Origin of the sequence: Pseudoduganella sp. GCM10020061 (genome assembly GCF_042683405.1) — a bacterium.
GTDB lineage: Bacteria > Pseudomonadota > Gammaproteobacteria > Burkholderiales > Burkholderiaceae_D > Telluria.
The window spans coordinates 246,623-267,494 of record NZ_JBHUJS010000002.1 but is presented as its reverse complement, the minus strand read 5'-3'; the positions used below and the strand labels follow the sequence as shown (position 1 = coordinate 267,494).

At 66.0% G+C, this 20,872-nt stretch carries 15 protein-coding genes; 4 read left to right on the top strand and 11 right to left on the bottom strand.

Features of this window, described 5'->3' with window-relative positions; all coding sequences use genetic code 11:
• Positions 1-131 precede the first annotated feature (131 nt).
• From ACFSQR_RS04985 to ACFSQR_RS04950, 8 genes are all read right to left on the bottom strand, one after another.
• The gene (locus ACFSQR_RS04985; protein WP_377728521.1) at positions 132-1,196 is read right to left on the bottom strand and encodes a branched-chain amino acid ABC transporter permease; all 1,065 of its coding nucleotides are present in this window, start codon (positions 1,194-1,196) and stop codon (positions 132-134) included.
• Position 1,197: 1 nt separating this feature from the next.
• Positions 1,198-2,241 (bottom strand): branched-chain amino acid ABC transporter permease, encoded by a 1,044-nt coding sequence (locus ACFSQR_RS04980; RefSeq protein WP_377728520.1) that lies wholly within the window; start codon positions 2,239-2,241, stop codon positions 1,198-1,200.
• A gap of 10 nt (positions 2,242-2,251) precedes the next feature.
• Positions 2,252-2,977, bottom strand: coding sequence for an ABC transporter ATP-binding protein (locus ACFSQR_RS04975; RefSeq protein WP_377728519.1), 726 nt, complete (start codon positions 2,975-2,977; stop codon positions 2,252-2,254).
• The gene (locus ACFSQR_RS04970; protein WP_377728518.1) at positions 2,970-3,740 is read right to left on the bottom strand and encodes an ABC transporter ATP-binding protein; all 771 of its coding nucleotides are present in this window, start codon (positions 3,738-3,740) and stop codon (positions 2,970-2,972) included. Before ACFSQR_RS04970 ends, ACFSQR_RS04975 begins: the two co-directional genes overlap by 8 nt.
• Positions 3,741-3,744: 4 nt before the next feature.
• Positions 3,745-4,926: a substrate-binding domain-containing protein gene (locus ACFSQR_RS04965; protein WP_377728517.1), complete on the bottom strand. Its 1,182-nt coding sequence runs from the start codon at positions 4,924-4,926 to the stop codon at positions 3,745-3,747.
• A 10-nt stretch (positions 4,927-4,936) separates the two neighbouring features.
• Positions 4,937-5,680, bottom strand: coding sequence for a 3-oxoacyl-ACP reductase FabG (gene fabG / locus ACFSQR_RS04960; RefSeq protein WP_377728516.1), 744 nt, complete (start codon positions 5,678-5,680; stop codon positions 4,937-4,939).
• A 16-nt stretch (positions 5,681-5,696) separates the two neighbouring features.
• Positions 5,697-6,563, bottom strand: coding sequence for an alpha/beta fold hydrolase (locus tag ACFSQR_RS04955; protein WP_377728515.1), 867 nt, complete (start codon positions 6,561-6,563; stop codon positions 5,697-5,699).
• 127 nt (positions 6,564-6,690) lie between these two features.
• Positions 6,691-8,202, bottom strand: a complete 1,512-nt coding sequence (locus ACFSQR_RS04950) for a class I adenylate-forming enzyme family protein (protein WP_377728514.1) — start codon at positions 8,200-8,202, stop codon at positions 6,691-6,693.
• A 93-nt stretch (positions 8,203-8,295) separates the two neighbouring features.
• Between ACFSQR_RS04950 and ACFSQR_RS04945 the strand changes: the two genes are divergently transcribed.
• The gene (locus ACFSQR_RS04945) at positions 8,296-9,231 is read left to right on the top strand and encodes a LysR family transcriptional regulator (RefSeq protein ID WP_377728513.1); all 936 of its coding nucleotides are present in this window, start codon (positions 8,296-8,298) and stop codon (positions 9,229-9,231) included.
• A gap of 57 nt (positions 9,232-9,288) precedes the next feature.
• Here ACFSQR_RS04945 and ACFSQR_RS04940 read toward each other — a convergent pair whose 3' ends face one another.
• The 3 genes from ACFSQR_RS04940 to ACFSQR_RS04930 form a co-directional block, all read right to left on the bottom strand.
• Positions 9,289-11,643, bottom strand: a complete 2,355-nt coding sequence (locus ACFSQR_RS04940) for a TonB-dependent receptor (RefSeq protein WP_377728512.1) — start codon at positions 11,641-11,643, stop codon at positions 9,289-9,291.
• A 263-nt stretch (positions 11,644-11,906) separates the two neighbouring features.
• Entirely contained in the window at positions 11,907-13,202 is a 1,296-nt protein-coding gene (locus ACFSQR_RS04935; RefSeq protein WP_377728511.1) for an NCS2 family permease, read from the bottom strand.
• 48 nt (positions 13,203-13,250) lie between these two features.
• Positions 13,251-14,384, bottom strand: a complete 1,134-nt coding sequence (locus ACFSQR_RS04930; protein WP_377728510.1) for a GNAT family N-acetyltransferase — start codon at positions 14,382-14,384, stop codon at positions 13,251-13,253.
• Between the two features lie 43 nt (positions 14,385-14,427).
• Here ACFSQR_RS04930 and ACFSQR_RS04925 point away from each other — a divergent pair, with 43 nt between their 5' ends.
• From ACFSQR_RS04925 to ACFSQR_RS04915, 3 genes are all read left to right on the top strand, one after another.
• Positions 14,428-16,503, top strand: a complete 2,076-nt coding sequence (locus tag ACFSQR_RS04925; protein WP_377728509.1) for an NAD(+) synthase — start codon at positions 14,428-14,430, stop codon at positions 16,501-16,503.
• Positions 16,500-16,838 (top strand): P-II family nitrogen regulator, encoded by a 339-nt coding sequence (locus ACFSQR_RS04920; protein ID WP_377728508.1) that lies wholly within the window; start codon positions 16,500-16,502, stop codon positions 16,836-16,838. The genes ACFSQR_RS04925 and ACFSQR_RS04920 overlap by 4 nt, the downstream gene beginning before the upstream one ends.
• Before the next feature lie 188 nt (positions 16,839-17,026).
• Positions 17,027-20,851 carry an Ig-like domain-containing protein gene (locus ACFSQR_RS04915; protein WP_377728507.1) on the top strand — a complete coding sequence of 1,275 codons (3,825 nt, stop codon included), beginning with the start codon at positions 17,027-17,029 and terminating at the stop codon, positions 20,849-20,851.
• The last annotated feature ends 21 nt before the right edge of the window (positions 20,852-20,872 follow it).

Below are 20,872 nucleotides of genomic sequence, written 5' to 3'. Positions count from 1 at the left end.
AACCCGGGCATGGCCGGGTGTTGCGATTTCAATAATAAAGATGCCAAAATGGCTTCAGTTGATTTTTATTCAACCTCCGCCATGAGGGGGGAGCGCGCGGACGCAGGTTTTGCGGCCGCGCACGGATTGGATCAGGCGCGCCGCAGTCCGCGCAGCTTGCCGACAATGCCGGTAGGGAAGAAATACACGGAAAGGATGAACAGCACGCCCAGCCACAGCAGCCAGCGGTCCGGGTGGAAGGCGGCCGCCAGCATCGGCACCGCGGCCATCGATTCCGACGCGCGGCCCATCAGCTCCATCAGGTAGTTCTGGGTCACGATGAACAGGGTCGCGCCGACCACCGCGCCGTACATGGTCCCCATGCCGCCGATGACGACGATCAGCAGGATGTCGGTCATGACTTCGAATCCGAGCATGGTCTTCGGTCCGACGTAGCGCAGCCACAGCGCCATCAGCGCGCCGGCCAGCGCCGCAACCAGGGCCGCGAGGCAGTTGGCCCAGATGCGGTAGACCACGGTGCGGTAGCCGAGCGCCTCGGCGCGGAACTCGTTCTCGCGGATCGCCTGCAGCACGCGGCCGAACGGCGAGTTCACGATCCGCAGCAGGAACAGGAACAGCAGCACGCAGCCGAAGAACACCAGGTAGTAGGCGATGACCTTGCCGTCGATGACGCGACCGAACACCTCGGTTTCGAACAGGGTGTAGGCCGGCGACAGGATCTCCGGCGCGCTGAAGGTCTTGCCGTCCTCGCCGCCGGTCAGATCCGAATACTGCGAGGCCAGCACCGCGAACGAGGATGCCACCGCCAGCGTGATCATCGAATAGAAGATGGCGCGCACGCGCAGCGCGAACAGGCCCACCAGGAAGGCCAGCACCGCGGTCAGCGCCAGCGCCATCGCCAGTCCCTGCGCGACCTGTGCCCAGCCCGGATCGCCCTTGGCCAGCGCCAGGCCGACACCGTAGGCGCCGATCCCGAAGAACATGGTGTGCGCGAACGAGACGATGCCGGTGTACCCGAGCAGCAGGTCGTAGGAGGCGACCAGCACGATGTAGATGCAGATGGTGGCGGCCGTGTTGAGCGGGCGCGCGCCCTGTGTGACGAAAGGCGCCAGCGCCAGGCCGATGACAATGGCGGCCAGCAGCAGCGACAGCATGCGGCTGCGCGGCAGGTCGCCCGACAGTATGTTCTTGAGCATGTTATTTCCTCAGCAGCCCAGCGGGACGCCAGAGCAGGATCGCCATCATCAGGATGATGTTCGAGACCAGCGCCACTTTCGGCGCCATGAAGCCGGCGTAGTTGGCCACCAGCGCCATCAGGACCGAGCCGATGAAGCAGCCGGTGACGGAACCCAGGCCGCCGATGATGACCGCGATGAAGACCATGACCATCACCTCGGCGCCCATGGCCGCCGTCAGCGTCTCCTTGTACAGGCCCCACATCACGCCGCCCAGGCCCGCGAGTGCGGAACCGGCCGCGAACACATACACGAACAGGCGGCGGATGCGGTAGCCGAGCGCTTCGACCATCTCGCCGTTCTCCACGCCCGCGCGCACCAGCAGGCCGATCTTGGTGCGGTTCAGGACCAGCACCATGCCCGCGAAGACCGCCAGCCCGACCACCACCGCCACCATGCGGTACTTTTCGATGGCCGCGTCGCCCAGCAGGATCGAGCCGCGCAGCGCGGTCGGCAGGGCCAGCGCGATCGCGTCCGGTCCCCAGATCACGTTGATCAGCTGTTCGGCGACGATCATGCCGCCCATGGTCACCAGGATCTGCTTGAGGTGCTGGCCGTACACCGGCATGATCACGACGCGCTCGAAGGCCCAGCCGAGGAGGGCGGTCATGGCCATCGCGGCGGTCACGGCGAGGCCGAGTGCGGCCAGGTTCATGGCCAAGGAGTCGGCCTCCATCCAGCCCTGCATCGGCAGCAGCACCAGCGTGGCGGTAAAGGCGCCGACCGATATGAAGGCGCCGTGGCCGAAGTTCAGCACGTGCATCAGGCCGAACACCAGCGTCAGGCCGCTGGCCATGATGAAGATCATCATGCCCATGGCGAGGCCGGCGATGGTGAGCGTGAGCCAGATCGGGAAGTCGCCGATCAGGGGAAGCGTCAACAGCAGCAGGGCAGGCACCAGCAGCAGCGGCGCGATGTCGCGCGGGAGCGCAGGCAGGGCGTCCTGCGCGGCCGGCTGCAGCCTGGCTGCGCCGCTGGTGGCAGGGGTAGTGGGTTCGGTTCTCACGGTGTCCATCCTATTGGTGCGCGTCGAGCGACAGGCCGAGCAGGCGCTGCTGCAGGTCGCGGTCCTCGGCCAGTTCGGCCATCCGTCCGGCATGCACGATGCGGCCGTCGTCCATCACGGAGACGGTGTCGCCGAGCTGCTTGACGAAGTTGAAGTTCTGTTCGACCAGCAGCACCGTGGTGTTGGTCTGCTTGAGCTGCCGGAACGCCTCGATCAGGCTTTGCACGATCGCCGGCGCCAGGCCCTTGGTCGGCTCGTCCACCAGCAGCAGTGCGCGCGGCTCGACAATCGCGCGGGCGATCGCCACCATCTGCTTCTGGCCTCCTGAGAGGTTGCCGGCCGGGTAGTTCCAGAATTTCTTCAGCGCCGGGAAGAATTCGAAGATCCATTCCAGGCGCGCGGTATCCATCGGCCCGCTACGCGCGGCCAGGTAGAGGTTCTCGCGCACGGTCAGGTCGGAAAACACCGCCATCGACTCCGGCACATAGGCCACGCCGGCGCGCGCGATGTCGGGCGTCGGCAGGGCGGCGATGGCGCGGCCGTCGAAGGTGATGCTGCCGGCGCTGGCCTTCCACAGCCCCATGATCGTGCGCAAGGTGGTGGTCTTGCCGGCGCCGTTGCGGCCCAGCAGGACGGACAGGCCGCCGCGCGGGACTTCAAGGTCGACGCCCTGGAGAATATGGTACTGGCCGATGTGCGTGTGCACGCCGGACAGGGTAAGCAGTGAATCAGTCATGTGTGGCAGTTCCCAGATACGCTTCCTGCACGATGCTCGAGGCCATGACCCCGGCCGGATCGCCGTCCGCAACCAGCGTCCCGTTGTGCAGCACGATGATGCGGTCGGCCAGCGAGCGCACCACGTCCATCTTGTGCTCGACCAGGAGCACGGTCTTGTTTCCTTCGGCCTTGACCTGGTGGATCAGGTCCAGCACCACCGGCACCTCGTCCACGCTCATGCCCGCGGTCGGCTCGTCGAACATCATCACGCCCGGTTCGAGCGCGAGCAGGATCGCCACCTCGAGCTTGCGCTTGTCGCCGTGCGACAGGGCGGCGACGGTGGTGTCGCGCTGGTCCTGCATCGCCACGCGCGACAGATAGTGTTCGGCGCGTTCGATCAGCTCGCGGTGGCCGGACCACAGCGAGAACATGTTCAGGCCGACACCGGCGCGGCTCTGCACCGCGAGGCGCACGTTTTCCTTCACCGACAGGTTGGGGAACAGGTTGGTCAGCTGGAAGGCGCGGCCGATGCCCAGGCGGGTGCGGCGCGCTGCGCCCTGCGAGGTGATGTCGCGCCCGCCGAGCAGCACCTGGCCGGAGGTGGCGGGCAGCTGGCCGGAGACCAGGTTGAAGAAGGTGGTCTTGCCGGCCCCGTTGGGGCCGACGATCACGGTCAGCTGGCCGGGATAAAAGTCGGCGGTCACGCCGTTGACTGCGACGTGGCCGCCAAACCGGATCGTCAGATCGCGGGCGGAGAGGGAAGGTTTGCTTGCGTCGTGCATCGGGTCAGCGCTTGTTGCGGATCGGGAGCGGCAGTTCGCTGGCCGGGATCTCGCGCACCAGTTCGAGCAGGTCCCATTCGGTCTTCGGCTGCTTCTTGATGCGGAAGTGGTACATCGGCTGCAGCGCCTGGTGGTCCTGCTTGCGGAAGGTCATCTTGCCCTTCGGGGTGTCGAATTCCATGCCTTCCATGGTGGCGATCAGCTTCTCGGTATCGGTCGATTTGGCTTTCGACAGCGCGTTGTACACCGCGCTCGCGGCCGCAAAGCCGCCCGCGGTGAACATGTCGGGCGGCGACTTGTGGCGCTTCATGTGCTCGGCCACGAACCAGTCGTTCATCTTGTTCTTCGGGAAGCCGTGGTAGTAGTAGATCGTGCCTTCGGTGCCGGCGTACGCCTTCCAGGTCTTCAGCACCGGCAGCGTGTTGCCGCCAGGGACGAGCGCGATGTTGTAGCGTTCGGGCCGCATGTCGGCAATCTTGTTCAACGGGTTCGGACCGGCCCACACGATGGCCAGCACGCGCGGCTCGGGCTGGTCCTTCAGCTTGGCGAAGATGCGCTGCGCCGGCGCGGTGAAGTCGGTCGTCGTCATCGGTGCGTATTCCTCATGCACCACGCGCGCCTTGCTGCCGACGGTCGCGAGGGCTTCCTTGCCGGCTTTGATGGCGTCCTTTCCGAACGCGTAGTCCTGTGCCAGGAAGGCCACGCTGCCGTTCTTGAAGGTGGAGGCCGCGGCCAGCGCATCCTGCATCGAATTACGCGCGGTGCGGAAGATATAGCGGTTCCAGTGCTGGCCGGTGATGGCGTCGGCGACGGCCGGTTCGACGATGAGGATCTTCTTGAACTCGGCGGCGATCGGCAGCATGGCCAGCGCCGAGCCGGACGATGAGGTACCGACGGCGATGTCGGCCTTGTCGTCGCCATAGGCTTCGGCCAGCAGGGTGCGCCCCAGGTCAGGCTTGCTCTGGTCGTCCTTGATGATGACCTTGATCTTGCGGCCGTTGACTTCCATCTTCCCGCCGGTCAGGTATTCCAGCCCCATCATGAAGCCGGTCTCGGTCTCCCTGGCGTACGGCTCGAACAGGCCGGTCTTGCCGGTGATAAGCGCAATCTTGTAATCCGGTCCTGCGGCATGCGCGGTGCCGGCCACGAAGGCGCCGGCGACCAGCAGGGGTATCAGTTTTTTCATGTTGTCTCCTTCAGAGGGTCAATCCGCCCGTTACCTCGAGCGTTGCGCCATTAATGTAACTTGCCTCGCCCGACAGCAGGAAGACTGCCGCGGCAGCGACTTCGCCGGGCTGGCCCATGCGTTTCTGGGGCACCTGCGCCACCATCTCGTCCACCACCCTGGCCGGCATGGACGACAGGATCGGGGTTTCGATAAAGCCGGGACAAATCGCGTTGCTGCGCACGCCCTTGCGCCCGAGTTCGCGCGCCCAGGTCTTGCTCATCCCGAGCACCCCGGCCTTGGCGGCGGCGTAGTTGGTCTGGCCGAAATTGCCGGACATGCCGACAATCGACGAGATGTTGACAATCGCGCCGCTGCTCGCGAGCAGGGCGTCGACGCACGCGCGGGTGCAATTGAATACGCCCTTGAGGTTGATATCGATGACGCGGTCCCACTGGGCTTCGCTCATCTTGGTCAACTGGGCGTCGGCGACCACGCCGGCATTGTTGACCAGCCCGTCGATGCTGGCAAAGCGCGCCAGCGTGGCCTTGACTGCGTGTTGCACGGCCAGGAGGTCCGATACGTCGACGACGAAGCCCGCCACTTCGGCGCGCGGCGCGCGCTCGCCGATGCGTTCGAGCGCGCCGGCAATGGCATCTGCCTGGTAGTCCCACACGGCGACGCTGGCGCCGTCGGTGGCGCAGCGCTGTGCGATCGCCAAGCCAATTCCCTGCGCGCCGCCAGTCACGACGATGGTTTTTCCGGAAAGGTTCATCGGCCTGCGTTCCCGTTCAATCGACGCGTGCGAGGAAGGCGCGCAATGCGGCCTGGGCCTCGGTTTCCATCAGCATCGGCGCGTGGCCGACGCCCGCTACTTCGGCGAAGCTCATCCCCGGCGCAGCCGCGCGCATCATCGCCACCTGTTCCGGTTCAATCAGGTCGGACAGTTCGCCGCGGATCAGAAGGGTCGGGCGCGAGCGCGCCAGCCGGCGGAAAGCGTAGCGTGCGATCATCGAGCTGGGCTTGATCTTGCCGGCCTTGATGGGCACGGCGATATTCGGGTCATAACGCATCGCCAACTGGCCGGGCCCGGTCTCGACAAAACCGCGCTGCGCCCATTTGAGCCAGTCCGCGTCGGTGTTCGACGGGAACGCGCAGGCGTTAATGCTGCGCGTGTAATCCACCGCTTCATCCCATGAACAGGGGGCATGGTCCTTGCCGACATAGGTAGCGATGCGTTCCAGGCCGCGCAGCGAAATGGCCGGGCCGATGTCGTTCAGGACCGCGGCGGCGATCAGGCTGCGCCGGCGCAGCGCCAGCGTCATCGTGATCAGCCCGCCCATCGAGGTGCCAATGAACACCGCACGCTGGATGCCCAGGTCGTGCGCCAGCTTGATGACATCCCCGGCATACACCATCGGGTTGTAGTGGCTCGGATCGGGGTCATAGGCCGAGTTGCCGCGGCCGCGCACGTCGACCGCCAGTACGCGCCGGCCCTGGCCGGCGATCCACGGGGCGACTTCGTCGAAGTCGGAGGAGTTGCGGGTCAGGCCGTGGATGCAGATCACCGGCAGGCGCCCCGGGCCACTGGCGGGCGCGTAGTCCCGGGCGTACAGGGACAGGCCATCGGTGCTTTGGTAAGTGATTTCAGAGAACATCGACTAGTTTGCCCCGTTGAGAGGGTTGCGGATAGGAACAGGGAGCTGCATGCTGCGCAGTGTGCGCCAAAAGAACCCTGTTAGAAAGGCAAGAGCGCGCCCACCGTGTGTGCATTAATGCACAGCCTTAAATGGCGCGGTCGCGTCCGGCCCAGAAGGGCTCGCGCAGGACCCGCTTGAGGATCTTGCCGGCGACGCTGCGCGGGAAATCGGTCACCAGCATGACCTGGCTGACGCGCTGGTAGCGCGCGCCGACGCGTTCATTGATCCAGGCGCGCAAGGCGTCGGCATCGATCACTGCGCCTGGCCGCAACTGCACGGCTGCCATTGGCGTCTCGCCCCATTTATCGTCAGGTACGCCGAACACCACCACTTCGGCGACCTGAGGGTGGCGCGCGACCACCTCCTCGATGTCGTGCGGGTAGACTTTCACGCCGCCCGAGTCGATCATGTCCTTCTTGCGGTCGACCAGGTAGAGGAAGCCGTCCTCATCGACGTAGCCGAGGTCGCCCGTCATCAGCCAGCCGTCCCTCAGTGCCTGCGCGGTCAGCTCGGGCTTGTTGTAGTAGCCAGGCATCAGGAACGGTCCGCGGCCGGCGATCTCGCCCACCTCGCCCGGCGCCAGCGGCTGGCCACGCTCGTCGATGATGCGCAACTCGAAGAAGGGCGGCGGGATGCCCACCGAGCCCCGCTTGCGCGCCGTGTCGGCCCGGTCCAGGATGGTGACGAAGCCTTCGGTGAGGCCGTACAGCTCGTGCAGGCGAGACGGCAGGACCGACTCCAGCCGTTCCTTGTGCGCCAGCGGCAACGGCGCGCCGAGCGAGACCAGCACTTCGAGCGATGCCAGGCGCGCGGGATCGAAGCCTGGCAGGTCGAGGATGGCTGCCAGCTGCGACGGCACCAGCATCGTATGGGTGACGCGCTCGCGCTCGACCGTCTCGACAAACGCGGCGGCGTCGAATTGCTGGTGCAGGATGTAGGCGGCGCCTGTCATCAGCGCCGGCATCAGTGTCACGAAGGCGCCGTTGAATACCAGGGCGCCGGTATGCAGGACCACCGAGCCGGCGCTCATGCGCCAGGCGTTGGCCAGCAGGGTTGCATAATGGGAGCGGATGCGGTGGGTCAGCGCGATACCCTTGGGCAGGCCGGTGGTGCCGCTGGTGTACATGATGTTGCACAGGTCGTCGGGTGCGACGGCGGCGTTCACCGGGGCGAGCGGCTCCTCGCGCACAAAGTCGTCGTACGCCTCTCCGGTGCGGATGCAACGGCAGCCGAGCCCGGTGCTGGCCTCGAGGCTGACTGCCTCGGTCGCGGCGCTGCAGAACAGCAGGGCAGGGGCGGCGTCGGCCAGCAGGGTGCGCAGCCCCGAGGGCATCAGCAGCGGCGACAGCGGCACGGCTACCGCGCCGATGCGCGCGCAGGCCCAGTAGACATCGATCAGTTCCACGCAATTGGCCAGCACCGTCACGACGCGGTCGCCGTGGCTGACGCCCGCGGCGCGCATGCCGTGCGCAAGCCGGTCGATGCGCCGGCCCAGCTGCTGCCACGACAACCACTGCCCGCCGCAGGACAAGGCCCGCGCCTCGGGCCGGTAGCGGGCGTGGTAGGCGACGAGGCTGCTGATGTTCAAGGTATCCATGTCGGTGCTCGATTAGGTGATGCAAGGATTCTAGGCCGGCAGCGCAGCAGGGTGTAAGGAAGAAATTGCCATACGGCTGTGCATTGATGCACAATGTCCCGCATGAAAACCCTGCCTGAATGGACGGACCTGCGTTATTTCCTCGAGCTGGCTCGCACTGGCACCTTGTCGGGCGCCTCGCGCGGCCTGGAAGTCGAGCACACGACGGTGGCGCGCCGGATCGACCGCCTCGAGACCCAGCTGGGCTCGACCTTGTTCGACCGCTCGCGCGAGGGGTATGAGCTGACCGAAATGGGGCTGGCGCTGCTGCCGCATGCCGAGGCGATGGAAAGCGCGGTGCTGGCGGCGCAGGACCAGCTCTCCGGCAATCGGGTCGGGGTGCGCGGCGTGGTGCGCCTGGGCGTGCCCGAGGTGCTGGGTGTCCGGGTCATCACGCCGCTGCTGGCGCGTTTCCTGCAATCGCATCCGGAGCTGTCGATCGACTTGCTGGTGCAGCCGCGCTTCGCCAACCTGGCCAACCGCGAGGCCGACCTGGGCGTGACGCTGGATGCGCCGAACAGCGGACGCTACATGGTCACCCGGCTGGCCTCGTTCCGGGTATACCTGTACGGCTCGCCCGACTACCTGGCGCGCCATCCGGTGCGCAGCCGGGCCGACCTGGCCGGGCTCGATTTCGTCGATTACGTGCAGGACCGGTTGGCCAGCAACGAGCTCAATTTTCTTGACGAGCTCGGCTTCACGCCGCGCCGCCGCCTGTGCTGTACCGGCATGATGGCGCAGGCCGAGGCCGCCGCCGCCGGACTCGGACTGATGATGGCGCCGCCGTACGTGATCCCCGCTGATGGCAGCCTGGTGCCGATCATGCAGGACGAAGTGTTTGCAGAGCGGGCGTACTGGATGGTGGCGCCGGTGGACCTGTACCGCCTGCCGCGCGTGCGCGCCGTATGGAACCTGCTGCGCGAGTATGCGGACGCGCAACCGGGCTTGTTTGCCCATCCGCCGGCCGTCCCAACGCCGGTGCCGCGCTAGCGCGGCACGCCAAAAAAAAGGGCGCCTCACGGCGCCCTTTCTTTTTGTGGCAACAGATCAGTACTTCAGGTTGAGCGTCGCCTTGACGGTGCGCGGATCGCCGTAGAACGCCGTGACGGTGTTGAAGAAGCCGGAGAAGTTGTAGCCCGCCACCTTGTAGCGCTTGTCGGTCAGGTTGCGGCCATGCAGCCCGACTTCGATCTTGCGGTCGGCGCTGGTCCACACCAGGCTGGCGTCCCACAGCGAGAAGCCTCCCTGGGCCAGCATCAGGTTGCCGGGAACCAGGGCATCGAGCGAGGCGATGCCGGTAGGGCGCGCAATCTCGGTCTGGTACACATCGCCCTTGTAGGACAGGCTGTTCATCAGTCGCAGCTTGCCCGCGCGACCCATCGCGGCCAGCGGCCACTCGTAGTTCACGGAGACGTTCGCGGAATGCTTCGGCGTGTTCTGGAACTCGGTGCTGCCGGCGATGTTCACCAGGCCTGCACCTTTCGCCACCATCCATTCCTTGTACTCGGCGTCGATGTAGCTGTACATCGCGCTCATGTTCAACGAGTCAGTCAGGTAGGCGACCGCTTCCAGCTCGACACCCTTGATCTTTGCCTTGCCGGCATTGGTCAGGCTGCCCGCGAAACCATTCACGTTGCCGGCTGCGTCATAGGTTGGAATCGAGCCCGGGATCTGGACGTTCTTGTAGTCCGTATAGAACACCGCGGCATTGGTCAGCACGCGGTCGCCGTGCAGCGCCGATTTCAGGCCCAGTTCGATCGTGCTGACTTCTTCAGGATTGACGCCCTTGCGCTTTTCCTGCGACACGGCGCTGTTCGGGCCGCCCGTTGCCGCCAGGTCCATGCGCGGGTCGAACATGCCGCCTTTGAAGCCTTGCGAATAGGTGCTGTACAGGTTGTGTTGCGGCGCCAGTTTCCAGCCGAAGCCGAGCTTCGGAGTGAACTTCTTGTCCGTGCGTTGCAGGTCGTTCATGCCCAGGTCGGTGTTGGCCGGCAGGCCGATGGCGGACGGATTGCCCAGTGTCGGCGACCCTTTGAGGCCGAGATAGGTGCGCTTGAAGATGCGTGCGCGGCGCTCGTCGTCGGTGTAGCGGCCGCCGAGCGTGATGTTGAAGGTGTCGGTCAAGCTGTAGCTGGCGTCGGCGAACACCGCCCAGGTCTTGGTGTCGATGTCGTCCAGCGTGTAGAGCGACAGGCCGCCGGCGGCGTTGTACAGCACGTCGAACTCGTTGAAGGCATTCGCTTTCATGAAGAACACGCCCGCCACGCCCTGCAGGCGCGAGCCGGTGTAGGTCAGCTGGAATTCCTGGCTCGTCTGCTTGTCGCTATAGATCGATGGTGCTTCGAACAGCGGGGTGTTCATCGAGTCGAAATCGATTGGCGCGTACGATTTGCCCTTACGGTACGCGCTGATCGATTTGACCGACAGTGTCGGGTCGATCGCGTAGTCGATCAGCAGGGACGCGCCCTCGTTCGTGACCTCCTGTTCGTGGCCGTTCACGGCATACAGGTTGGCGCGGGTGTCGTACAAGCCGGCCAGCGGCGGCAGGTTGTCCGGGGCCGGGCCGTTGGTGATGCGGTAGCCCTGCTTTGGTTGCGATTTATCGACGGTGCGGTCGGCGCTGAAGCGTACGAACAGGTCGCTGGTTGGCGTCAGTTCGGCGCTGATGCGGCCGGCCAGCACATCCTTGTCATAGTTGTCCCTGCCGTTGATGACGTTGCGGCCGTAACCGTCACGGTTGAACGTGCCGATGGTCGCGCCCAGGCGCAGCATGTCCGAGACCGGGGTGCTGCCTTTCAGGACGAGGTCCTTCTGCCCATACTTACCGAAGGTGAACTTGGCATCCAGAGTGGGTTTCGGAGACAGTTTGCGGGTCACATACTTGACCGCGCCGCCGATGGTATTGCGGCCGTACAGCGTACCCTGGGGGCCGCGCAGCACTTCGATGCGCTCCAGGTCGTAAATGTCAGTCAGCGCACCCTGCGGGCGCGCGAGGTAGACGTCGTCGAGATAGATGCCGACGCCCTGTTCGTAACCGGCCACCGGGTCCTGCTGGCCGATGCCCCGGATGAATGCGGTTAACGTGGTGTTCGTGCCCCGCGAGGACTTCAGCGTGGTGTTGGGAACCTTCTCGGTGAGGGCGGTGATGTCGGGAATGCCCTGTTTTTCCAGCTCCGCACCCGTAATCGCGGTCACCGCACCCGGCACGTCCTGGATCAATTCAGTCCGCCGGCGCGCCGTCACAATGACCTTGGCCGGAGCGTCGGCGTTGGCGGCGGGCGCCGCGGCATTGTCTTCCTGGGCGTGGGCCAGACCGGTCGTGCCACCTGAAATTGCGATCAGGACGGCGGTGGAAATGGCGGTACGGTGAAGCAGCTTCAGATTTTTCTCGGTAAGGCGCATTGCGTGTCTCCCTATTTTTGGATAGCGGCGTGCGTTCAGGCTCGCATGCTCAGCAGTGTGCCTTGGTTGAGTTTGGATGAATAGATAACAACACGCACCCCTGTTGTGCAGAAATGCACATCCAGTTCGGGCTGGCCGGGATGCAAGCCACCGGGCCGGCGGGTCAGGTGCAGAAACCCCGGCGCGGCCGCCGGCCGGCGTCGCCGTGCGCGATCAGCCGGCCGGGAGGAGGTGAGACGTCCGGTGCGGACAGTGGGCCGTGTTCAGGCGGCGCCGAGGTAGATGAAGCGGAACAGGAAGATCGCCGCGATGACCCAGGTGACGATCGCCACGCCACGCGCCTTGCCGCTCAGGAGCTTGAGCGCGGCGTAGGCGACGAAGCCGAAGGCGATGCCCTGGGCGATCGAGTACGTGAACGGCATCATCAGGGCGCAGATCGCCGCAGGCACGCTTTCAGTGGTGTCTTCCCAGTCCACCTGCGCCAGGTCGCTCAGCATCAGGCAGGCCACGAACAGCAGCGCCGGAGCGGTCGCGTAGGCCGGCACCGCGCCTGCCAGCGGCGCGAAGAACAGGCAGGCCAGGAACAGCACGGCCACCGCGATCGCGGTCAGGCCGGTGCGTCCGCCCGCCTGCACGCCCGAGGCGCTTTCGATGTAGGCGGTGGTGCTGGATGTACCCAGCACGGAGCCGGCCACGATCGCGGTACTGTCGGCCAGCAGCGCCTTGTTCATCTGTTCCATCTTGCCTGGCACGAGCAGGCCGGCGCGGCGCGCCACGCCCATCAGCGTGCCGGTCGCGTCGAACAGCTCGACCAGGAAGAACACCAGCACCACGTTCATGATGCCCATCGAGAGCGCGCCAGGGATGTCGAGCTTGAACAGGGTCGAGTCGAGCGACGGCGGCAGCGACATCACGCCCTTGAACTCCTGCCCGCCGAACACGAAGGACAGCACCGTCACGGCCAGGATGCCGATCAGGATCGCGCCGCGCACCTTGAGCTTATCGAGCGCGACGATCAGCAGGAAGCCGATCACCGCCAGGATCGCCGGAACCGCGTGCAGGTCGCCGATGCCGACCAGCGTGGCCGGGTTGTCGACCACGATGCCGGCGTTCTTCAGCGCGATTAGCGCCAGGAACAGGCCGATGCCGACCGTGATGCCGATCCGCAGCGACTGCGGAATGCCCTTGATGATCAGTTCCCGCAGCCCGACCACGCTAACCAGCACGAACAGCGCGCCGGAGATGAACACTGCGCCCAGCGCGGTCTGCCACGGCACGCCCATGCCCAGCACCACGACGTAGGCGAAGTAGGCGTTCAGGCCCATGCCCGGCGCCATCGCGATCGGGTAGTTGGCGTACAGGCCCATGATGGCCGTGCCGAGCGCCGCGGCCAGGCAGGTGGCAACGAATACCGCGTCCTTCGGCATGCCGGCGTCGCCGAGGATGGCCGGGTTGACGAAGATGATGTAGGCCATGGTCAGGAACGTGGTCAGGCCGGCCAGCAGCTCCGTCCGCACATTGGTTCCGTTTTCATTCAGCTTGAAGAATCGTTCGAGCACCGCTTTCCCCCTTGTTTTATGAATATCCGCGACTATACAGGTTCGGCACTAGGACCGGAACGGGGTGCGCTCGGTCAGTTCGTCCAGATAGCTGTCGATGCCGCCGGCCTCGCGCGCCAAAAACCGTTCGACTGCATCGGCAAAGGCGGGGTGTGCCAGCCGGTGCGCCGACCAGGTGCGGGTCGGCAGGAAGCCCCGCGCCATCTTGTGCTCGCCCTGGGCGCCGCCCTCGAATACAGGGATGCCTTGCTCGATGCAGAATTCCAGCGGCTGGTAATACGCGGCCTCGAAGTGCAGGGCAGGGACGTATTCGAGCGCGCCCCAGTAGCGTCCATACAACGCATCGCTGCCGTAGATGACCAGCGATGCCGCAATCGGCCGGCCCGCGCGGCGGGCCAGCACCAGCAGGATGTTGCCCGGCATGTCGCGCCCGATGCGGCGGAAGAAATCGAGGTTGAGGTAGGGCGTCGAATGGTGGGCGCGGTAGGTCGCGACGTAGCAGGCATGAAAGAAGCGCCAGTCCTCGTCGCTGGCGTCGGCGCCGCGGATGCGCTGCATCTCGATTCCCGCTTCGGCCACGCGGCGCCGCTCGGCGCGGATGTTCTTGGCCTTCTTGCGGTCCAGCGAGGACAGGAACTGCTCGAAGTCGCGGTAGCCGCGGTTCAGCCAGTGGAACTGGACACCGCTGCGCAGCATGAAACCCGCGTCCTGCAGCAGTGCCGTGTGCTCGGGCGGAGGATAGAGCACGTGGGTGGACGAGGCCTGCAGCGCATCCTGCATCGCCAGCAGCGCTTCGATGAGCGCTGCGCGCGCGTGGGCGTCGCGGGCCAGCAGGCGCGGGCCGGCGACCGGCGTGAACGGGATCGCGGACAGGAGCTTCGGGTAGTACTCCAGGCCGTGCCTGCGGTAGGCGTCGGCCCAGGCCCAGTCGAACACGTATTCGCCGTACGAGTGCCACTTGAGGTAGAGCGGCAGGGCGGCCGCCAGCGTCTCGCCGTCGTAGAGGCAGACGTAGTGCGGGTCCCAGCCGGTGGCGCGCGAGGCGCTGCCCGATTCGTGCAGCGCATGCAGGAAGGCGAAGGACAGGAAGGGATTCGGGCGCTCCTGGCTGGCGGCGAGCGCGTCCCATGCGGCCTGTCCGACTTCGGCGAGGGAGGAAGCGATATGCGTGCGATAATTCATTTTTGTCCGTTATGCATCCGTCAATGCATTCTACGCAAAATCGATGAACGAATTTTTCAACCTGTACGCGCACGGCTTCGCCCGTGTGGCGGTCGGCATTCCCCAGGGCCGCGTCGCCGATCCCGAGTTCAACGCCGCAGAGACCATCCGGCTGGCGCGCGAGGCGGCGCAAGGGGGCGCGGTGCTGGTCGCGTTCCCGGAGCTCGGCCTGTCGGCCTACACCTGCGACGACCTGTTCCACCAGCGCGCGCTGCTGGACGGGTGCCTGGCCGCGCTGGCGGAGATCGTCGAGGCATCGAACGACATCCCGGCGGCGCTGGTCGTGGGCCTGCCGCTGCGGGTCGAGCACCTGTTATATAACTGCGCGGTGGTGGTCGCCGGCGGCCAGCTGCTCGGTGCGGTGCCGAAGAGCTTCCTGCCGAATTACAGCGAGTTCTACGAGGCGCGCCAGTTCAATGCCGCCGACAGCGCCACCGTCAACGAGATCGACCTGCTGGAGCAGCGCGTCCCGTTCGGCACCGGTTTGCTGTTCGAAGTAGCCAACATCGAGAACCTGCGCTTCCACGTGGAGATCTGCGAGGACGCCTGGGTGCCGGTGCCGCCGTCGTCGTACGCGGCGATGGCCGGGGCCACGGTGCTGGTCAACCTGTCCGCATCGAACGCGGTGGTTGGCAAGGCCGCCTACCGGCACCAGCTGGTGGGGCAGCAGTCGGCGCGCTGCCTGGCCGCCTATATGTATACATCGTCCGGCCTGGGCGAATCGACCACCGATATGGCCTGGGACGGGCAGGCCATCATCTACGAAAACGGCGAGCTGCTGGCCGAGGCGCCGCGCTTTGCCAACGGATCGCACCTCATCTCCGCGGACGTGGACCTGGAACGCCTGTCGCGCGAGCGCATGCGCCTGTCCACCTTCGGCCAATGCACGCGTCGCCACGCCGACGAAGTGGCCCTGTTCTCGCTGGTGCGCTTCGAGGTGCCGGTGGAGCGGGGCGCGCAGCTGCCGCTGGCGCGCTGCGTCCAGCGTTTCCCCTACGTGCCGGCCAACCCGGCGCTGCGCGATGAGCGCTGCACCGAGGTGTACAACATCCAGGTGCAGGGGCTGGAGCAGCGCCTGCGCTCGTCCGGCATCCAGAAGCTCGTGATCGGCATTTCCGGCGGCCTCGATTCGACCCACGCGCTGCTGGTGTGCGCGAAAGTGATGGACCGCCTGGGACTGCCGCGCACCAACATCCTCGCGTACACGATGCCGGGCTTCGCGACCAGCGAACGCACGCTGGCGCAGGCGCGCAGGCTGATGGAAGTGGTGGGCTGCAGCGCGCACGAAATCGACATCCGTCCGAGCTGCGAGCAGATGCTCAAGGATATCGGCCACCCGTACGCCGATGGCCAGCCGGTCTTCGACGTCACGTTCGAGAACGTGCAGGCGGGCGAGCGCACCAGCCACCTGTTCCGCCTGGCGAACCGCCACAACGCGCTGGTGGCCGGCACCGGGGACCTGAGCGAGCTGGCGCTGGGCTGGTGCACGTATGGCGTGGGCGACCATATGTCCCACTACAACGTCAACGCCAGCGTGCCCAAGACGCTGATCGCGCACCTGGTGCGCTGGGTGGCCGAAACGGGCGCCATGGGCACCGGCGGCTCGCAGGTGCTGGAAGAAGTCCTGTCCACCAACATCAGCCCGGAGCTGGTGCCGGGCAGCGCCGGCGGACAGCCGGAGCAGTCCACCGAAAGCGTGATCGGGCCGTACGAGCTGCAGGACTTCAACCTCTTCTACATCCTGCGCTACGGCTTTGCGCCGTCGAAGGTCGCATTCCTGTCCTGGAGCGCCTGGCACGACAGCGGCAAGGGCGACTGGCCGCACGGCGCGCACGTCTCGCGCAACCAGTACACGCTGGCGGAGATCAAGCGCGTGCTGCGCATCTTCGTCTCGCGCTTCTTCCGCGGCAGCCAGTTCAAGCGTTCCTGCGTGCCGAACGGACCGAAGGTCGGCACCGGCGGCTCGCTGTCGCCGCGCGGCGACTGGCGCGCCCCGAGCGACTCGGAAGCCACCGTGTGGCTGCGCGACCTCGACCGGATTCCAGATATCGCGATCAACCAAACCGGAGACAAGCAATGAAACAGATCACCTGCGTCATCAAACCGTTCAAGCTGGACGAAGTGCGAGAAGCGCTGGCCGACGTGAACGTGACCGGCCTGACCGTCACCGAAGTGAAGGGGTTCGGCCGCCAGAAGGGTCACACCGAGCTGTACCGGGGCGCCGAGTACGTTGTCGACTTCCTCCCCAAGATCAAGATCGAGGTGGTGGTGGACGATGCGATGGCCGACTCGGTCGTGGACGCCATCATCAAGGCGGCGCGCACCGGCAAGATCGGGGACGGCAAGATCTTCGTGCAGAACATCGAGCAGGTGATCCGCATCCGCACCGGCGAAACCGGTCCCGACGCCGTCTAAGTTCCTCTCCCTCCGGGCCGGCGGATGCGCCGCCGGCCCTGTCAATACGTTCGTTGTGGCTAATAACGAACAGCCAAGTTTTTGCCATATTCCTGTAGCAACTGTTTTGTATAATCAATTCGATCGGCGCGGCAGACGCCGATATTGATAACAGTCGCCCGCGGGCGCGGACAACAGGAGAACGTGGCATGTCGATGGTCTTTCACAAGCTGGCAAACGGTAATTTTTTCCAGGACTGGAGCGACACCAGCCTGATCTCGACAAACCATGACTGGAGCGGTGTCCCGAGCATCATGGGCTACCGCGGCGACCAGCTCGCGAACTCGGGCAAGGATCCGGCCACCGTGCTGGGCGACGGCACCCGCGTCGTCAACGTCAATGCCAACCAGTCCAATCCCAACACCTACACCAGCGGTGGCGTGACCGAATTCCACCTGGCCGATCCGGTGGTGGCGCTGCAGGGCTCCGGCACCGCGCAGGCGCCGCACCTGGTGCTGTTCCTGGATGCCAGCGGCCGCCAGAACCTGACCTTCTCGGTCGACTTGCGCGACATCGACGGCAGCGCGGACAACTCGATCCAGCGCGTCTCGGTGCAGTACCGCGTGGGCGGCACCGGCGACTGGACCGTGGTGGAAGGCGGCTACGTGGCCGATGCTTCCGGCGGCCCGAGCCAGGCGACGCTGACGCACCACCTCGAACTGACGCTGCCGGCGGCCGTCAACAACCAGTCGCAGGTCGAGATCCGCATCATCACCGCCGATGCCGTTGGCAGCGACGAATGGATTGGCGTGGACAACATCTCGGTGACCAGCGAATCGGCTGGGGTCGACACCACCGCGCCGGAACTGTCCTCCAGCATTCCGGCCGACGACGCCTTCGCCGTGGCGCCGGGAGCCGACCTGCAGCTGGCCTTCAATGAACTGATGAAGGCGGGCAGCGGCAGCATCACCCTCGACGACGGCAATGGCGACGTGCGCGTGATCGACGTGAACGACGCCACCCAGGTGAGCTTCAGCGGCCAGCGCGTGATCATCAACCCGGCCGAGAACCTCAAGCTCGGCACCACGTACCACATGAGCGTGGACGCCGGCGCGCTGCTCGACAGCGCCGGCAACCCGTATGCTGGCACGGGCGGCGACCCGATCGACTTCAAGACCATCGATGCGATGACCCGCATCTTCGAGATCCAGGGCGCGGGCCACACCTCGGCGTACAACGGCAAGCTGGTGAACACGCGCGGCGTGGTCACCGCCATCGACACCACCGGCACCAAGGGCTTCTGGATCCAGGATCCGGAAGGCGATGGCAACCTGGCCACCTCCGATGCCATTTTCGTGTTCTCGACCGCGGCCGTGCAGGTTGGCGACATGGTCGAGATGCAGGGCCTGGTCGAGGAGTACCGCGGCAACGATGCCAACAACCTGACCGTCACCGAACTGACGCATGTCGAGAACCTGACGGTGCTCTCAAGCGGGAACACGGTGGCCGCGACCATCCTGGGCGCCGGCGGCCGCCTGTCGCCGACCGAAATCGTCGACAGCGACAACTTCAGCGTCTTCAACCCGGAGACGGATGCGATCGACTTCTACGAATCGCTGGAAGGCATGCTCGTGGTGGCCAAGGACGTGCAGGCGCTGAGCAGCACCTACCAGAACGCCACCTTCGTGATGACCGACAGCGGCGCGAACGCGACCGGCACCAACGACCGCGGCGCCATCACCAGCGGCCTGGGCGACCGCAATCCCGAGCGCTTCCAGATCTACAACGACCTGGGCGTGAATCCCGAGGGCGCGGGCAACTACGTCCCCGGCGATAAACTGGGCGACGTCGAAGGCATCATGCATTACTACGGCGGCCTGTGGGAACTGGTGCCGACCGTGGCCCCGGCCGCGCCGGTGAGCACCCCGATCTCGCGCGACGTCACCACGCTGGAAGGGGGCGACGCGCACCTCACCGTGGGCGCCTACAACGTCGAGAACCTGTCGCCTACCGACGACGCGGCGAAGTTCGCAGCGCTCGGACGCGACATCGCCATCAACCTGAACGCACCGGACATCCTGGGTGTGGAAGAGATCCAGGATAACAACGGCACCGGCAAGGGCGTACTGGCCTCCGACGTCACGCTTGGCATGCTGGTCGATGCGATCGTTGCCGCAGGCGGCCCGCGCTACGCGTGGGTGGTGATCGACCCGATCGCGGAGAACGCCAACGGCGGCGAATCGAACGGGAACATCCGCAACGCGATCCTGTACAACCCGGAGCGCGTCGACTACGTGGCGGGCAGCGTGCGCCAGATTTCCGATACCACGCCGGCCGACGGCGACGGCTACCGCAACAGCCGCAAACCGATCGTCGCGGACTTCATGTTCCACGGCGAAGAAGTCACCTTCGTGGGCGTGCACAACTACTCGCGCCTGGGCAGCGACGAACTGTTCGGCGTGCACCAGCCGCCGCTGAACAACGGCGACGACCGCCGGCTCGACCAGACCACCGCGATCCGCGACTTCGTGCGCGGCGAAATGGCGCTGGACGCGAACGCGAACATCGTGGTCGCGGGCGACTTCAACGCGTTCCACTACGAGCAGTCGCTGACCATCCTGGAGGCCGACGGCCACCTGGCCAACATGGTGTGGAGCCTGGATGCGGTGGACCGCTATTCCAGCGCCTACCAGGGCAGCAACGAGCAGATCGACCACCTGCTGGTGTCGACCCGCCTGGCCGGCAATACGCTGTTCGACAACGTCCACCTGAACAGCAACCAGCCGTACGGCACTACCCCGACCGACCACGATGCGGTGCTCGCGCGCGTGCTGGTCAACAGCGGCCCGGCCGGCACGGCCGACGTGGTCGCGGGCGCCGAAGACATCGAACTGGTGGTGGACGCCGCGCATGGCGTGCTGGCCAACGACACCGACAAGAACGGCGACGCGCTGACCGCCCACCTGGTGGACGGACCTGACCACGGCACCCTCGTGTTCAATGCCGACGGCTCGTTCCGCTACGTGGCGGCGGCCAACTACCACGGCGTGGACAGCTTCAGCTATGTCGCCAGGGACGCGCATGGCGGCGTCTCGCAAGTCATGACGGTGACGCTGGACGTCGCGTCGGTGGAAGACCTGCCGGTGGGCGTCGCGGAAAGCGCCAGCGTGCTGGAAGACGGCTCGCTGGCGATCGACGTGCTGGCCAACGACAGCGATGGTGACGGCGACAGCCTGTCGATCGTGCTGGGCGGCGCCACCTCCGCCGCCGGCGCCGCGATCGCAATCGAAGACGGCAAGGTGCGCTATACCGCCAATGCCGACAGCTTCGGCGCGATGGCGGCCGGCGAATCGGTTGTCGACACCTTCACCTACCAGGTGCGCGACGCGAACGGCGGCCTGAGCGCCCCGGTCACCGTCTCGGTCACCGTGAGCGAGGCGGGCGACAACGTCACCGCGCGCGGCGGCAACGGCAACGACCTGTACATCGCTCCGGCCGGCCGCGATGCGCGCTACAGCGGCGCGAACGGCGACGACCGCGCATTCGGCTCGACCGGCGCCGACTTCCTCAACGGCGACAACGGCGACGACTACCTGAGCGGCGGCGCAGGTGCCGACCACCTGTCGGGCGGTCACGGGAGCGACGTGCTGTTCGGCGGCGACGGCAACGACCAGCTCGATGGCGGCGCTGGCAGCGACGTCCTGTTCGGCGGCACCGGGCGCGACGTGCTGACGGGCGGCCTGTCGAACGACGTGTTCGTGATTGGCGTCGGCACGCATACCGTGATCACCGACCTGGGTCGCGGCGACCGCGTGTTCACCGGCTACACCGGCAGCGGCAGCGCCGCCAACCTGTGGTCGTTCGACGGCGCCCACTCCGCCGACGCGTTCACCTTCAGCGAGATCGACAGCGACGGCGACGGCAGCATGGACGCCGTCGTCATCACCGGCTCCCCGCTGGGCGACGGCTCGATCACGCTGACGAACCACACGCTGGCCACGCTCGCGCTGCAGCCGGGCCCATGGCTGTTCTGACCTAGTCGCCAAATTTAACAC

Coding starts and splice junctions, on each gene's coding strand:
- ACFSQR_RS04955 (WP_377728515.1), bottom strand. CDS start 6,563: ATGTTCTCTGAAATCACTTACCAAAGCACCGATGGCCTGTCCCTGTAC.
- ACFSQR_RS04930 (WP_377728510.1), bottom strand. CDS start 14,384: ATGAATTATCGCACGCATATCGCTTCCTCCCTCGCCGAAGTCGGACAG.
- ACFSQR_RS04915 (WP_377728507.1), top strand. CDS start 17,027: ATGTCGATGGTCTTTCACAAGCTGGCAAACGGTAATTTTTTCCAGGAC.
- ACFSQR_RS04940 (WP_377728512.1), bottom strand. CDS start 11,643: ATGCGCCTTACCGAGAAAAATCTGAAGCTGCTTCACCGTACCGCCATT.
- ACFSQR_RS04970 (WP_377728518.1), bottom strand. CDS start 3,740: ATGCACGACGCAAGCAAACCTTCCCTCTCCGCCCGCGATCTGACGATC.
- ACFSQR_RS04925 (WP_377728509.1), top strand. CDS start 14,428: ATGAACGAATTTTTCAACCTGTACGCGCACGGCTTCGCCCGTGTGGCG.
- ACFSQR_RS04920 (WP_377728508.1), top strand. CDS start 16,500: ATGAAACAGATCACCTGCGTCATCAAACCGTTCAAGCTGGACGAAGTG.
- ACFSQR_RS04965 (WP_377728517.1), bottom strand. CDS start 4,926: ATGAAAAAACTGATACCCCTGCTGGTCGCCGGCGCCTTCGTGGCCGGC.
- ACFSQR_RS04945 (WP_377728513.1), top strand. CDS start 8,296: ATGTCCCGCATGAAAACCCTGCCTGAATGGACGGACCTGCGTTATTTC.
- ACFSQR_RS04975 (WP_377728519.1), bottom strand. CDS start 2,977: ATGACTGATTCACTGCTTACCCTGTCCGGCGTGCACACGCACATCGGC.
- fabG (WP_377728516.1), bottom strand. CDS start 5,680: ATGAACCTTTCCGGAAAAACCATCGTCGTGACTGGCGGCGCGCAGGGA.
- ACFSQR_RS04985 (WP_377728521.1), bottom strand. CDS start 1,196: ATGCTCAAGAACATACTGTCGGGCGACCTGCCGCGCAGCCGCATGCTG.
- ACFSQR_RS04950 (WP_377728514.1), bottom strand. CDS start 8,202: ATGGATACCTTGAACATCAGCAGCCTCGTCGCCTACCACGCCCGCTAC.